Origin of the sequence: Sphingomonas sp. 2R-10 (assembly GCF_030062225.1) — a bacterium.
Classification (GTDB): domain Bacteria; phylum Pseudomonadota; class Alphaproteobacteria; order Sphingomonadales; family Sphingomonadaceae; genus Sphingomonas.
On sequence record NZ_JASCXF010000021.1, the window covers coordinates 66,759 to 80,095 of the forward strand.

General features: G+C 70.1%; 11 protein-coding genes. 6 read left to right on the forward strand and 5 right to left on the reverse strand.

The window, feature by feature from the left end:
• Positions 1-222 precede the first annotated feature (222 nt).
• From QLH51_RS11375 to QLH51_RS11385, 3 genes are read left to right on the forward strand one after another with little or no spacing between them, the layout of a single operon-like run.
• Complete coding sequence (locus tag QLH51_RS11375; RefSeq protein WP_125658893.1) at positions 223-1,383, forward strand: histidine-type phosphatase; 1,161 nt, start codon at positions 223-225, stop codon at positions 1,381-1,383.
• Between the two features lie 13 nt (positions 1,384-1,396).
• The gene (locus QLH51_RS11380; protein WP_125658890.1) at positions 1,397-1,921 is read left to right on the forward strand and encodes a gamma carbonic anhydrase family protein; all 525 of its coding nucleotides are present in this window, start codon (positions 1,397-1,399) and stop codon (positions 1,919-1,921) included.
• The gene (locus QLH51_RS11385) at positions 1,918-2,223 is read left to right on the forward strand and encodes a YdeI/OmpD-associated family protein (protein WP_125658887.1); all 306 of its coding nucleotides are present in this window, start codon (positions 1,918-1,920) and stop codon (positions 2,221-2,223) included. Before QLH51_RS11380 ends, QLH51_RS11385 begins: the two co-directional genes overlap by 4 nt.
• Here QLH51_RS11385 and QLH51_RS11390 read toward each other — a convergent pair.
• Positions 2,213-3,706 carry a UxaA family hydrolase gene (locus QLH51_RS11390; RefSeq protein ID WP_125658884.1) on the reverse strand — a complete coding sequence of 498 codons (1,494 nt, stop codon included), beginning with the start codon at positions 3,704-3,706 and terminating at the stop codon, positions 2,213-2,215. The two genes, QLH51_RS11385 and QLH51_RS11390, sit on opposite strands and share 11 nt — an antisense overlap.
• A 65-nt stretch (positions 3,707-3,771) precedes the next feature.
• Between QLH51_RS11390 and uxaC the strand changes: the two genes are divergently transcribed.
• The gene (gene uxaC / locus QLH51_RS11395; protein ID WP_125658881.1) at positions 3,772-5,181 is read left to right on the forward strand and encodes a glucuronate isomerase; all 1,410 of its coding nucleotides are present in this window, start codon (positions 3,772-3,774) and stop codon (positions 5,179-5,181) included.
• Positions 5,178-6,593 carry a mannitol dehydrogenase family protein gene (locus tag QLH51_RS11400; RefSeq protein ID WP_125658878.1) on the forward strand — a complete coding sequence of 472 codons (1,416 nt, stop codon included), beginning with the start codon at positions 5,178-5,180 and terminating at the stop codon, positions 6,591-6,593. Before uxaC ends, QLH51_RS11400 begins: the two co-directional genes overlap by 4 nt.
• 194 nt (positions 6,594-6,787) lie before the next feature.
• Here the strand turns inward: QLH51_RS11400 and ogt are convergent, their stop codons facing one another.
• Positions 6,788-7,366 carry a methylated-DNA--[protein]-cysteine S-methyltransferase gene (ogt, locus tag QLH51_RS11405; protein WP_206429084.1) on the reverse strand — a complete coding sequence of 193 codons (579 nt, stop codon included), beginning with the start codon at positions 7,364-7,366 and terminating at the stop codon, positions 6,788-6,790.
• Positions 7,367-7,413: 47 nt separating this feature from the next.
• Between ogt and QLH51_RS11410 the strand changes: the two genes are divergently transcribed.
• A complete protein-coding gene (locus QLH51_RS11410; protein WP_125658875.1) occupies positions 7,414-8,190 on the forward strand; it encodes a bifunctional transcriptional activator/DNA repair enzyme AdaA in 777 nt (258 codons plus the stop codon).
• Between the two features lie 189 nt (positions 8,191-8,379).
• Here QLH51_RS11410 and QLH51_RS11415 read toward each other — a convergent pair whose 3' ends face one another.
• Genes QLH51_RS11415 through QLH51_RS11425 form a run of 3 tightly spaced genes read right to left on the reverse strand, consistent with a single transcriptional unit; the run spans position 8,380 to position 12,820 of the window.
• The gene (locus QLH51_RS11415; protein ID WP_206429083.1) at positions 8,380-10,374 is read right to left on the reverse strand and encodes a M3 family metallopeptidase; all 1,995 of its coding nucleotides are present in this window, start codon (positions 10,372-10,374) and stop codon (positions 8,380-8,382) included.
• An 11-nt stretch (positions 10,375-10,385) separates the two neighbouring features.
• Complete coding sequence (locus tag QLH51_RS11420; RefSeq protein WP_241217944.1) at positions 10,386-11,738, reverse strand: L-serine ammonia-lyase; 1,353 nt, start codon at positions 11,736-11,738, stop codon at positions 10,386-10,388.
• On the reverse strand, positions 11,735-12,820 hold the full coding sequence (locus tag QLH51_RS11425) for a PLP-dependent cysteine synthase family protein (RefSeq protein ID WP_125658869.1): 1,086 nt from the start codon (positions 12,818-12,820) through the stop codon (positions 11,735-11,737). The genes QLH51_RS11420 and QLH51_RS11425 overlap by 4 nt, the downstream gene beginning before the upstream one ends.
• Positions 12,821-13,337 lie beyond the last annotated feature (517 nt).

Consider the following 13,337-nt stretch of genomic DNA (forward strand, 5'->3'; position numbering starts at 1 on the left):
TGCCCGTAGCCGCAAACGTCATCCCGGCGCAGGCCGGGATCTCCCTGTTGCCTGAACGTCGCGCCTCGCCGCAGGAGGCCCCAGCCTGCGCTGGGGCGACGACCACAACAAACCGTACCCCCTCGCAGGCGGGGGGGCAGGGCGGCAAGCGGGATCGTCCGTGGCTCTGGACCCCCGCCTGCGCGGGGGTACGACGGTATTGAACCGAAGGAAGAACCACCGATGCGCCTCACCCTGATCCTCGCAACCCTGCTCGCCCCGCTTCCCGCCGCCGCGCAGGACCGGGTCGAACGCGTCGTGATGCTGATGCGGCACGGCGTCCGTGCGCCGATCCCCGGCGAGGCGCCGCTCGACACCAGGGTCGCCGGGCAATGGCCGGCGTGGCCGGTCGCGCCCGAATATCTGACCCCGCACGGTGCGCAGGCCATCGCGCAGCTCGCCCGCCACGACCGCCGCTGGCTGGGCACGACCGGCTGCCCGGCGGCCGGCAGCGTCCGCATCTGGACCAACACGCCGGAGCGGACGATCGCCACCGGCCGCGCCTATGCCGCCGCGCTGGCGCCCGGCTGCGACCTGCCCGTCGGCCACAACCCCGCCGACCGCACCGATCCGCTGTTCGAACCGCTGCGCGCACGCGCCACCGCGTTCGATGCGACGAAGGCGGTGGCGGCGATCACCGCCCATACCGGCGGCGTGAACGCCCTGACCGCGCGCCATGCCGGCGCGATCCGCGCGCTCGACCGGGTGCTCGGCTGCGGCCTGCCGACCGGCTGTTCGACCCCCGGACCCGCGACGCTCAAACCCTCCGCCGACGGGCGCGGGATCGATTTCACCGGGCCGATCCGCGCGACCTCGGGCACCGCGCAGGTGATCCTGCTGCAATATGCCGAGGGGATGCCGATGCGCGATGTCGGCTTCGGCCGCGCCGATGCCGCGACGATCCGCCGGCTGGGTGTGCTCCACGCCGCGCTGTTCGATGTGTTCACCCGCTCGCCCTATATGGCCGCGCATCAGGCGGGGCCGGTCGGCGACCATATGCTGCGCACGCTGACCGCACCCGCCGGACCGCGGCTGGAGGTGCTGGTCGGCCACGACACCAACGTCACCGCGCTCGCGGCGGCGCTGGGCGTCGATCTCGATGCGCCGGGCTTCGCGACGAACGACGCCGCGCCCGGCGGGGCGCTGGTCCTGACCCGGCGGCGCGATGCGCGCGGCCCCCATGTCACGCTGTCGTATCGGGTGCAGCCGCTGGACGCGATCCGCAGCGGTGCCGCGACCGTCGTCGACAAGCCGATCGCCATCCCCGGCTGTCCGAAGCGTTGCCCGCTGGGACAGTTCGACACCCTGTTGCGCGCAAAACTCGCGCCGGTCGTGGCGGGGTGATAGCATCGCGGCCATGCCGATCCACGCCCTTGCCGACACCGCACCCGATCTCGACCCCGACAGCTGGGTCGCACCGTCCGCCGACCTGATCGGCGCGGTACGGCTGGGGGCGGGGGCCAGCGTGTGGTTCGGCGCCGTCGTCCGCGCCGACAACGGCCCGATCGCCATCGGTGCGCGCAGCAATGTGCAGGACGGCGCGATCCTGCACAGCGATCCGGGCGCGCCGCTGACGCTGGGCGAGGACTGCACCATCGGCCACCGCGCGGTGCTGCACGGCTGCACCATCGGCGACCGCGTGCTGATCGGCATGGGCGCGACCGTGCTGAACCATGCGGTGATCGCCGACGATTGTGTCGTCGGCGCGGGCGCGCTGGTGACCGAGGGCAAGACGTTTCCGCCGGGGAGCCTGATCGTCGGCGCACCGGCGCGGGCAGTGAAGACGCTGAGCGACGAACAACTCGCCGGGTTGAAGCTGTCGGCGGCGGTGTATGTCGCGAAGGCGGCGCACTATCGCGACGGCCTGCGGATCGTTGCATGACCGTGCGGCCGTCCTCCGGCACGGTACACGCCATGCCCGAGGACCTTGCCGCCGCCCTCGCCACCGACGGCTTGCCGCCCTTGTGGGAAGCGCTGACCCCGCTCGCCCGCAACGAGTTCCTCTGCTGGATCGAGGATGCGAAGCAGCCCGCGACCCGTCAGCGTCGCATCGGGCGGACCATCGACGAACTGGTCGAGGGAAAGAAGCGTCCCTGCTGCTGGCCCGGCTGCATCCACCGCACCGACAAGCCGCCCGGCCGCTGGCAACAGGCGGTGCTGATCGACGGGAAGGCTACAGCGTAACCCCCGACTTCCAGATCCCGATCGCGCGTTCCTCGTTCACCTCGTTGCGCGCGGGCTCGCCCGACGCCACCGCGACGATCCGTGCCAACAGCGCATCCGCCGCCGCGTCCTGTCCGTCGTCCAGCGCGATGCTGGCGTCGAAATCGATCCAGCCGGCCTTGCGCGTCGCGAGGTCGCGGTTGGTGGCGATCTTCATCGTCGGCACGGGCGATCCCAGCGGCGTGCCGCGTCCGGTGGAAAACAGCGTCAGCGTCGCCCCCGCCGCCGCCAGCGCGGTCGTCGACACCGCGTCGTTGCCCGGCCCGTCGACCACCGACAGCCCCGTCCGGCGGACGGGTTCGCCATAGTCGAGCACGTCGGTCACCGTCGCGACGCCGCCCTTCTGCACCGCGCCCAGCGACTTTTCCTCCAGCGTCGTGATTCCGCCCGCGATGTTGCCGGGGCTGGGATTCTCCGACACCGGTTCGGCATGGTCGAGGAAATAGCGCTTGAAGCGGTTGGTCACCGTGACCAGCCGGTCGAACACGCCCTCGTCGGCGGCGCGCGCCATCAGCAGCCGTTCCGCGCCAAAGATTTCGGGGATTTCGGTCATCAGCACCGTGCCGCCCGCCGCCGCGACCCGGTCGGTCATCCGCCCGATCAGCGGATTGGCAGTCAGCCCCGACATCGAATCCGACCCGCCGCACTTCACCCCCAGCCGCAGCGCCGACAGCGGCACGGCTACGCGTTGCGCCGCCGCCGCCTCTGCCAGTTCGTCGACCGCCGCCATCGCTTCAGCGAACTCGTCGGCGCTCGCCTGCGCCCGAACCGTCCGCACCCGTGCCAGCACGTCGGCCGGCAACCGCGCGAGCATCGCGTCCAGCTGGTTCGATTCGCATCCCAGCCCCAGCAGCACGACGCCGCCGGCATTGGGGTTGCACGCCAGCGCGGCGAGGATCGCGCCGGTCCGGTTCAGGTCGTCGCCCAGCTGCGAACAGCCGAACGGATGGTTGAACGCATGGACGCCATCGATCCGGCCGGCATGGCGCGGCCCCGCCTGCGCCGCGATCCGTTCGCCCAGCCGGCCGACGCAGCCGACCGTCGGCAGTATCCAGATTTCGTTGCGGGTCGCCACGCTGCCATCCGCGCGGACATAGCCGGCAAAGCCCGGTTCCGCGCGCACCCCGGCGACCGGCGGCGGGGCGGGGGCGTAGCGATAGGCGTCCTCGCCCGACAGCGCGGTCGCGACATTGTGGACATGGACATGCTCGCCGACCGCGATGCCGGTCCGCGCGATCCCGAATGCCGCGCGATAGCGCCGCACCGGCGCGCCCGACGCGACCGGGCGCACCGCGATCTTGTGCCCCTGCGGCACCGCCGTCCGCGCCACGACAGTCTCGTCGTCGAAGCGTACCACGTCGCCCGCCGCCACCGGATCGAGCAACAGCGCGACGTCGTCGTCACGATCGACCCGGACGGCGCGGGCGGGATAATGGTCAGCCATCGCTTGCAAATAGACCGTTGCCAGCGCTGGCACAATATCGCATCGATACGGGATAGGAGAACCCGATGTCCGCGCTGCTGCTTCATCCCGACCGCCTGTTCCCGGCCGATCCGACGACCCGCGGCATCGCCCGCACGCTCTATGCCGCCGTCCGCGACCTGCCGATCGTCAGCCCGCACGGCCATACCGACCCGGCATGGTTCGCCACCGACCGTGCGTGGACCAACGCCACCGAGCTGCTGCTGTCGCCCGACCATTATCTGTTCCGGATGCTCTACAGCCAGGGGATCGCGCTCGACGACCTCGCCGTTCCGCGCCGTGACTGCACGATCGTCGCCGATCCGCGCACGGCGTGGGGGCTGTTCGCCGCCAACCAGCACCTGTTCCGCGGCACGCCGTCGCGGCTGTGGCTCGACCATGTGTTCGGCGAGGTGTTCGGGTTCGACGAGGCGCTGGGCGCCGCCAATGCCGACGACTATTACGACCGGATCGGCGAATTGCTGGCGACCGACGCCTATCGCCCGCGTGCGCTGTTCGACCGGTTCGGCATCGAACTGCTGGCGACGACCGAAGGCGCCGACGACCCGCTCGACCAGCACCGCGCGATCCGCGCCAGCGGCTGGAACGGCCGCGTCGTCACCGCCTATCGCCCCGACGCGGTGATCGATTGCGAACACGAAGCCTTCCGCCCGGCGCTCGCCAGGTTCGCCGGGCTGACCGGCGAGGACGTCCATGACTGGACCGGCTATCTGAACGCCCATCGCAAACGCCGGCAGGACTTCATCGCCGCCGGGGCGACCTCGACCGACCATGGTCACCCCACGGCGCGCACCGCCAACCTGTCGCCGCCCGAGTCGCAAGCGCTGTTCGCAAAGGTCATCGCCGGCACGGCCGATGCCCAAGACGCCGAACTGTTCCGCGCGCAGATGCTGACCGAAATGGCGCGCATGTCGATCGACGACGGGCTGGTGATGCAGATCCACCCCGGATCGTTCCGCAACCATAACCGCGGGTTGTTCGACGCCTATGGTCGCGACAAGGGCGCCGATATCCCGACCCGCACCGATTATGTCGCGGCGTTGAAGCCGATGCTCGACGTCGTCGGCACCGCGACCGACCTGACGATCATCCTCTTCACGCTCGACGAATCGACCTATGCCCGCGAACTGGCCCCGCTGGCCGGCCATTATCCGTGCCTGAAGCTTGGCCCCGCATGGTGGTTTCACGACAGTCCGGAGGGGATGCGCCGCTTCCGCGAGGCGACGACCGAGACCGCCGGCTTCTACAACACCGTCGGCTTCAACGACGACACCCGTGCCTTCCTGTCGATCCCGGCGCGCCACGACGTCGCCCGCCGCGTCGATTGCGGCTTCCTGGCCCGGCTGGTCGCCGAGCACCGGCTGGGGGAGGAGGATGCGCACGCCGTCGCCCACGACCTGACCTACGGCCTCGTCAAGCGGGCGTACAAGCTGTGAGGCTGTCGGACGCCACGCTCGCCGACCTGCCGGCATCGGTCGCCCGACCCGGCTACGACCGGTCGGCGGTGACGCCCGGCATCGTCCATATCGGCCCCGGCGCGTTCCACCGCGCGCATCAGGCCGCCTGTGTCGACGCGATCCTCGGCGCTGATCCGCGCTGGGGCATCAGCGCGGTCGCACTCAATTCGACCGGGGTCGCCGATGCGCTGGGGCCGCAGGACGGGCTCTACACGCTGGCGCTGCTGGGGAAGGCGACCGGGTATCGCGTGATCGGATCGATCGTAGAGCTGCTCACCGCGCAGCGCCGTAACGCGATCCTTTCGCGCATCGCCGCGCCGACCACCCGGCTGGTCACGACCACCGTCACCGAAAAGGGCTATCACCTCGACGCCGGAGGGGCGCTCGACCTCGATCATCCGGCGATCGTCCGCGAACTGACCGGTGCCGAGCCGTCGACGCTGTCGGGCTGGCTGGTCGCCGGGCTCGCCGCGCGCCGGGCGGCGGGCGGCGGGGCGATCACGCTGATGGCGTGCGACAACCTTGCCGACAACGGCCCGCGCTTCCGCCGCGCCGTCCGCGACCTCGCCGCCGCGCGCGATCCCGACCTCGCGGCATGGATCGACGACCATGTCCGCTTCCCCTCGACCATGGTTGATTCGATCACCCCGGCGACCGACGACCCGCTGCGCCGGTCGGTCCGCGCCGTCACCGGCCTCGACGACGCATGGCCGATCCAGCGCGAGGCGTTCACCCAATGGGTGATCGAGGATGATTTCGCCGGCGACCGCCCGCCCTTCGACCTCGCCGGCGCGCAGTTCACCCGCGACGTGCGCGGGTTCGAGAATGCGAAGCTGCGGCTGCTCAACGGCGCGCATTCGACGCTGGCTTATGTCGGGTCGCTGATGGGACTGGCGACGGTGCGCGACGCAATGGCCTGCGCACCGCTCGCGGCCTTTGCCGCGCGGCTGATGCGTGAGGACATCGCGCCGTCGATCGTGCCGCCCGCCGAAATGGACCTGTCGGCCTATATCGACGCGGTGCTGGACCGCTTCGCCAACCCGGCGATCGCGCACCAACTGGCGCAGATCGCGTGGGACGGGTCGCAGAAGCTGCCCTACCGCCTGTGCGACACGATCCGCGATGCGCGTGCGGCGGGGCGTCCGGTCGATCGGCTGGCGATCCCGATCGCGGCATGGTTCCGCTTCGTCGAACTGCGCAAGGGCAGCGGCGAGCAACTGGTCGACCCCCGTGCCGACGCGCTGCTGTCGCGGGCAGGGGATGTGGGGGCGTTGCTGGCGATGCGCGATGTGTTCGGCGATCTGGGCGAGGATGCGGTGTTCGTCGCGGCGGTGGAGCGTGCCTATGCGGCATTGGCGCCGGGCGAGAATCTGGCTGCGGCGTTGAAGTAGGGAAGAGTGGTTCGCGCGGAGGCGCGGAGACGCGGAGGGGTTGCGCCTCGGGCGAACACCTCCGCGATCGGGAGACGGAATCGGACGTTGCAACCGGGAGGGAGGCCGCTGGCGCGGGGTGACGTTGCCCGGGAAGCAACCCCTCCGCGTCTCCGCGCCTCCGCGTGAAAATCTCTTCCGCTAACGCGATCGCGTCACACCAGCACCGCCCCCTCATGCGCCAGCAGCCACTGCTTGCGCGCCAGCCCGCCGGCATAGCCGGTCAGCAGCCCCGACCGGCCGATGATCCGGTGGCACGGCACGACGATGGCGATCGGGTTCGATCCATTGACCATGCCCACCGCCCGCATCGCGCCCGGCCGGTCGATCGCGGCGGCGATGTCGGCATAGGCGACCGTCCGTCCCGCCGGCACGTCGCGCAGCGCGGCCCACACCGCGCGCTGGAACGCGGTGCCGCCGGTCGCGGTCGGCAGCGTATCGATCTCCGACAGGTCACCCGCGAAATAGGCCGCCAGCGCCCGCATCGCCGCGCTTTCGCCGGAAGCGGGCTCGACCCGCCACCCCTGCGGATAATGCAGCCGCAGCAGCCGCGCCATCCGGTCGTGATGGTCCTCGAACTCCAGCGCGCGCAGGACGCCCGCATCGTCGGTCAGGATCGTGATCGCGCCCAGCGGGCTGGGCAGGGTTTCGGAAAGGAGCAACTGGATCATGACCGCAACCTGCCGCCGGCCGGGCAAGGCCGCCAGCGGAAATCGGACATCGCCAGCGCCCATGTCCGTTTTCCGCTGGTCGCCCGCCGCCGCCCGACTACATTCGTGCCATGCTCGATCCCGACCATTGCTACGCCGCCATCGAACGCCGCGATCCGGCGATGGACGGGCTGTTCTTCACCGCGGTGCGCACCACGCGCATCTATTGCCGCCCGGTCTGCCCGGCGCGCACCCCGGCGCGGGGCAACGTCGCCTTCTATCCCAGCGCGGCGGCGGCGCAGGCGGCGGGCTATCGCCCCTGCCTGCGCTGTCGCCCCGAAGCCGCCCCCGACAGCCCGGCCTGGGCCGGCACGCTCGCCTCGATCCACCGCGCGCTGCGCCTGATCGATGACGGGGCGCTGGCGGACGGCAGCGTCGCGGCGCTCGCGGAACGGCTGGGTATGAGCGACCGCCACCTGCGCCGGCTGTTCGTCGAACATCTGGGCCTTACCCCGCTGGCGATCGAGGCGACCCGCCGGCTCCACCTCGCCAAGCATCTGGTCCACGATACCCGCCTGCCGCTGACCGACATCGCCTTCGCCGCGGGCTATGGCAGCGTGCGGCGCTTCAACGAAGCGTTCCAGGCGGCGTTCGCCCGCGCCCCCTCGGCGCTACGCCGCGACGGTGGCGCGGCGGACCCGGCCGCCCCGATCGCCGTCACCATCGCCCATCGCCCCGGTTTCGATTGGGGCGCACGCGAGGCGCTCGACATCGACCTGCCCGAAGGCCGCGCGACGGTGACGCAAGGGCAGGGCCGGACGCTGCGCGTCACGCTCGACGGCGTCCCGCTCCCCGCCCTCGGCCGCGCCATCGCCGCCGCCAAACGCGCGGTGTTCGCGAGCGGATGAAAGCGCTTTCCTACACGCGGGCGGACGGTCAGGATGGCGACCGGTCTTTCACATCGCTGGTCGTCAAAGCAGAAAGAATGGGTTCGCGCGGAGACGCGGAGGGGGGTCTCCGCGCCTCCGCGCGAACCCCCAAACGCAAACTGCGCGACAAACTGCGCGCGAGTGTGACTTTTGTGACCTTTGGGCCGATCAGGCCAGCCCGTGCCGCGCCAGCATCGCCGCCGGATCGGGGTCGCGCCCGCGAAACGCGCGGAACAGGTCGATCGCCGGCCGCACCGCGCCCTGCGACAGCACCGTCTCGCGCAGCCGGTCACCGGTCGCGCGGTCGACCGTCCCCGCCTCGACGAACGCGGCGAAGCCGTCCGCCGCCAGCAGCTCCGCCCACAGATAGCTGTAATAGCCCGCGGCATAGCCACCGGCGAAGATATGCGCGAAGCTGTGCGGGAAACGGTGCCATGCCGGCGCCCGCACCACCGCCACCTCGTCGCGCACCGCCTCGATCACCGCCATCGGATCGTCGCCATGGCTGCCCAGGTGCAGCAGCAGGTCGAATATCGCGAATTCGATCTGCCGGACCAGGAACATACCCGACTGGAACCGCCGCGCCGCTAGCATCCGCTCGAACACGTCGCGCGGCAGCGGCTCGCCGGTCTCGACATGGCCCGACATCGCGGCCAGCACCGACGGCTCCCATGCGAAGTCCTCCATCAACTGGCTGGGCAGCTCGACCGCGTCCCATTCGAACCCGGTGGTCCCGGCGATATCCGGACGCGGCACGCGGGTGAACAGGTGGTGCAGGCAATGCCCCGTCTCGTGCAGCAGCGTGGTGACGTCGTCATGGCTCAGCAGCGGCGTCGCCCCGCCGGTCGGCGCGAAGTTGCAGACCATGTACGCGACGGGAATGCCCGGCGCGTCCGGATCGTTGAGATAGGGCCGGGCAGGAGCCATCCACGCTCCGCCCTTCTTGCCCGGCCGCGCATGCAGGTCGAGGTACAGCCCGGCGAAGACGCCGCGCGCATCCGCCACGTCGTAGTAATGCGCATCGGCGTGGTAGGTCGCGACGTCCGGCCGCCGGGTCAGCGTGACGCCGAACAGCTGCGCCAGCAGGTCGCGCCACCCGGCCAGTACCCGGTCGACCGGGAAATAGGCCTTGATGACCGACTGGTCGATCGCATGGGCATGGCGCTTCAGCCGGTCGCCGACGAAGCCCACATCCCATGGCTGGAGATCGTCGATCCCCAGATGCCGTGCGGCGAAGGCCTTCAGCTCGGCGATCTCGGCCTCGGCATGCGGTTTCGCCCTTCCGGCAAGGTCGCGCAGGAACGCCAGTACCTCGCCGACATCGGGTGCCATCTTGGTGCTGAGCGACCGGGCGACCGGATCGGGAAAGCCCAGCAGCGCCGCCGCCTCGTGGCGCAGCGCCAGGATGCGGCGGATGCGCGGGCCGTTGTCGAACATGCCGGCGTCCGGCCCCTGGTCTGACGCGCGCGTGCCATAGGCGCGATAGACGTCGGCCCGCAGGTCGCGGTCCTCGGCAAAGGTCAGTACCGCGACCACGCTCGGCTGTTGCAGCGTCACGACCCAGCCTTCCAGCCCGCGTGCCTGCGCCGCCGCCGCCATCATCGCCCGGTCCGCTTCCGACAGCCCGGCCAGCCGCGCCGGATCGGTCAGGTGCAGCGTCCACGCATCGGTCGCATCCAGCACCGCGCTGGCGAACTCGGTCTGCAATGCCGACAGCTCGGTCGCCACCGCCTTGAACCGCTCGCGCGCCGCATCGTCCAGCGCGACGCCGGCCAGCGTCCGGTCGCGGATCGACCGTTCCACCGCCACCCGGTCGGCATCGTCCAGCCCGGCGAAGTCCGGCGTCACCGCCAGCGCGCGCAGCGCGTCGAACATCGCCCGGTCCTGCTGCGCGCCGATGCCGCGTTCGGTCAGCACCGCCTGTCCCTTGGCATGCGCGTCGCGCAGTTCGGGCGTGTCGGCCACCGCGTGGAGGTGCCACACGCTCGACCAGAAATTGTCGAGCGCGACGTCGGCCCGCTCGACCGGCAGCCATGTTTCGGCAAAGCCGGGTGCCGCCGCCTTGGCGCGTTCGGCGACGACATCGCGTTCCGCCAGCAGGGCGTCGAGCGCGGGGGCGATGCTGTCGGGCGTGATCGCGGCGAAATCGGGAAGCTGTGACAAACGCAAGTCCTTCAACATTCGACGACGTTGACCGCCAGGCCACCCTGGCTGGTCTCCTTGTACTGGCTCTTCATGTCCTCGCCCGTCTGGCGCATCGTTTCGATGACCTGGTCGAGGCTGACGATGTGGCGACCATCGCCATGCAGCGCCAGATAGGCGGCATTGATCGCCTTGATCGCGCCCATCGTGTTGCGCTCGATGCAGGGGATCTGCACCAGCCCGCCGATCGGGTCGCAGGTCAGGCCGAGGTTATGCTCCATGCCGATCTCGGCGGCATTCTCGACCTGCGCCGGCGTCGCGCCCAGCGCGGCGGCGAGGCCGGCGGCCGCCATCGAACAGGCGACGCCGACCTCGCCCTGGCATCCCATCTCCGCGGCGGAGATCGACGCGTTCTGTTTGTAGAGGAACCCGATCGCCGCCGCGGTCATCAGCAGCGCGCGTCCGCCCTCGCGGGTCGATCCGTGGACGAAGGTCTCGTAATATTTCAGCACCGCGGGGATGACGCCCGCCGCGCCGTTGGTCGGCGCGGTCACCACGCGACCGCCCGCCGCATTCTCCTCGTTCACCGCCAGTGCCCACAGGCTGACCCATTCGAACACGACGCTGGGGTCGGTGCGCGGCCCGCGCTCCAGCAGCTTCTCGCGGATCGCCCGGGCGCGGCGCTGGACCTTCAGCCCGCCGGGCAGTTCGCCGCTCCCGGCACAGCCGCGATCGATCGATGCCAGCATCGCGCTGCGCACCGCATCGAGGAACCCCAGCGTCTCGACCTCGGCCCGCCACGCGCTCTCGTTCGCCGCGACCACCTCGGCGATCGACTGCCGCGTCTCCGCGCACAGCGCCAGCAGGTCGTTGCCGGTCATGAACGGGTGCGGCAGCGTCAGGTTGATCCGCGGCGGCGCATCACCCTCCGACCGGATCGCGCCGCCGCCGACCGAATAGTAACGGCGGGTGATGCGGCTGCCATCGGCCAGCACCGCGGTGCAGGCCATCGCATTGGGATGGCCGGGCAGGAAGCCGGGATGGAACACGATGTCGCGGTCCGGATCGAACGCGATCGGCGTCGTCCCCGCGAGGTCGAGCGTGTGGCCGTCGCGGATAGCGGCGACGATACCGGCGACCGCATCGGGATCGACCCCTTCGGGCGTGGCACCCGACAGCCCCAGCAGCACCGCGATATCGGTGGCATGCCCGCGCCCGGTCAGCGACAGCGATCCATAGAGATCGCAATAGACCCGCTCCGGCACGATCCCGTCCTCGTCCAGCATCGTGGCAAAGGCACAGGCGGCGCGCATCGGCCCCACGGTATGCGAACTCGACGGACCGATGCCGATGGTGAACAGGTCGGTGACGCTGAGCGGGATCACGCCGCGTCGCCGAGGAACGCGCCATAGCGTGCCGCCGCGGCCTGCCAGTCGACCCCGCGCGCCGCCAGCCAGTCGTCGTCGAAATAGGTGTCGCCGTAGCGCAGGCCCGAATCGCACAGGATCGTCACCACCGACCCCTGCGCCCCGACCGACGCCATCTCCGCGACTAGCGCGGCACAGGCGACGATGTTGGTCCCGGTCGATCCGCCGACCGGGCGACCCAGCCGGGCGCTCAGCGCGCGCATTGCGCCGATGCTGTCGGCATCGTCCACCGCGATCATCCGGTCGATGACGCTCGGTACGAAGCTGGGTTCGACCCGCGGCCGGCCGATCCCCTCGATCCCCGAACAGTCGCCCTCGACGGTGGTGACGGACGGATCGGCATAATGGCGGTGGAACACCGATGCCTGCGGATCGGCGACGCACAGCCGGGTGCCGTGCCTGCCATAGCGGATGAAACGTCCTAGGGTGGCCGATGTGCCGCCGGTTCCGGCACCGCACACGATCCAGCTCGGTTCGGGGTGATCCTCCTTCGCCATCTGCGCGAAGATCGATTCGGCGATATTGTTGTTGCCGCGCCAGTCGGTCGCGCGCTCGGCATAGGTGAACTGGTCGAGATAATGACCGCCATGGTTGTCGGCCAGCGTCTGCGCTGCGGCATAGACTTCGCGCGGGTCGTCGACGAAATGGACCTCGCCGCCATGGAAGCGGATCGCCGCGATCTTCGCGCTGGCGATGGCACGGGGAACGACCGCGACGAATCGCAATCCGAGCAGCTTGGCGAAATACGCCTCCGACACCGCGGTCGAGCCGCTCGTCGCTTCGACCAGCACCGTATCCGGCCCGATCCAGCCGTTACACAGGCCATAGAGGATCAGCGACCGCGCCAGCCGATGCTTCAGGCTTCCCGACGGATGGACCGATTCGTCCTTCAGGTAGAGCGCAATGCCCGGCGTCGGCGGCAGATCGAGCCGGATCAGATGGGTATCGGCCGAGCGACAGAAGTCCGCCTCCAGTCGCCGGATCGCCTCGCGCGTCCAGTGGCGATCGTCGTTGCGGGCGGCGGTGGGGGCGGGGGACAAGGTCGGATCCTCTCGTGACGGCGCGTCTGTCGCGCGGGTGCTTCCTTATGGCGTGGCGGCGGGCAGGGGGGAAGCTGTCGCCCGAACCATGCGCCAAAGGCCGGAAACGGGGCGCTGGCGGCAAAAACGACATGGAACCCGAAAAACCGCAAAAACGTTGTTGACGCCTTCTGAACCCGCCCATATAAGCAGCTTCACCGGACGACGAGACGCTCTCTGCTTCTCCAGCCGGTCGCCTCGCTGACCTTCGGGTCGCTCCGCAGAAGCGGATAGCGAGTTCGCTCTTTTTTATACCGGAACGCGGTGTCGATCGATTGATCGGCGCCACTGTTCCGGTCCTCCTATCGCCGGCTTGCTGGCGCTTCGAGCCTGACGGTTCGGGGCAGGAAACGCTCTTTCACATAGTTGATGAGATGAAGGGACATGTGGGCGGCGGCTTGCGGTCTGTGGCATACAAGGTGTCATGGTATCGTTTAAAGCTAAGTCGGCTCATATGTCTTATTACAACCACCATATT

Bases quoted from the DNA above. Each gene is read 5' to 3' on its own strand.
- QLH51_RS11375 (WP_125658893.1), top strand. From the start codon at position 223: ATGCGCCTCACCCTGATCCTCGCAACCCTGCTCGCCCCGCTTCCCGCC.
- QLH51_RS11380 (WP_125658890.1), top strand. From the start codon at position 1,397: ATGCCGATCCACGCCCTTGCCGACACCGCACCCGATCTCGACCCCGAC.
- QLH51_RS11385 (WP_125658887.1), top strand. From the start codon at position 1,918: ATGACCGTGCGGCCGTCCTCCGGCACGGTACACGCCATGCCCGAGGAC.
- QLH51_RS11390 (WP_125658884.1), bottom strand. From the start codon at position 3,706: ATGGCTGACCATTATCCCGCCCGCGCCGTCCGGGTCGATCGTGACGAC.
- uxaC (WP_125658881.1), top strand. From the start codon at position 3,772: ATGTCCGCGCTGCTGCTTCATCCCGACCGCCTGTTCCCGGCCGATCCG.
- ogt (WP_206429084.1), bottom strand. From the start codon at position 7,366: ATGGGCGCTGGCGATGTCCGATTTCCGCTGGCGGCCTTGCCCGGCCGG.
- QLH51_RS11410 (WP_125658875.1), top strand. From the start codon at position 7,414: ATGCTCGATCCCGACCATTGCTACGCCGCCATCGAACGCCGCGATCCG.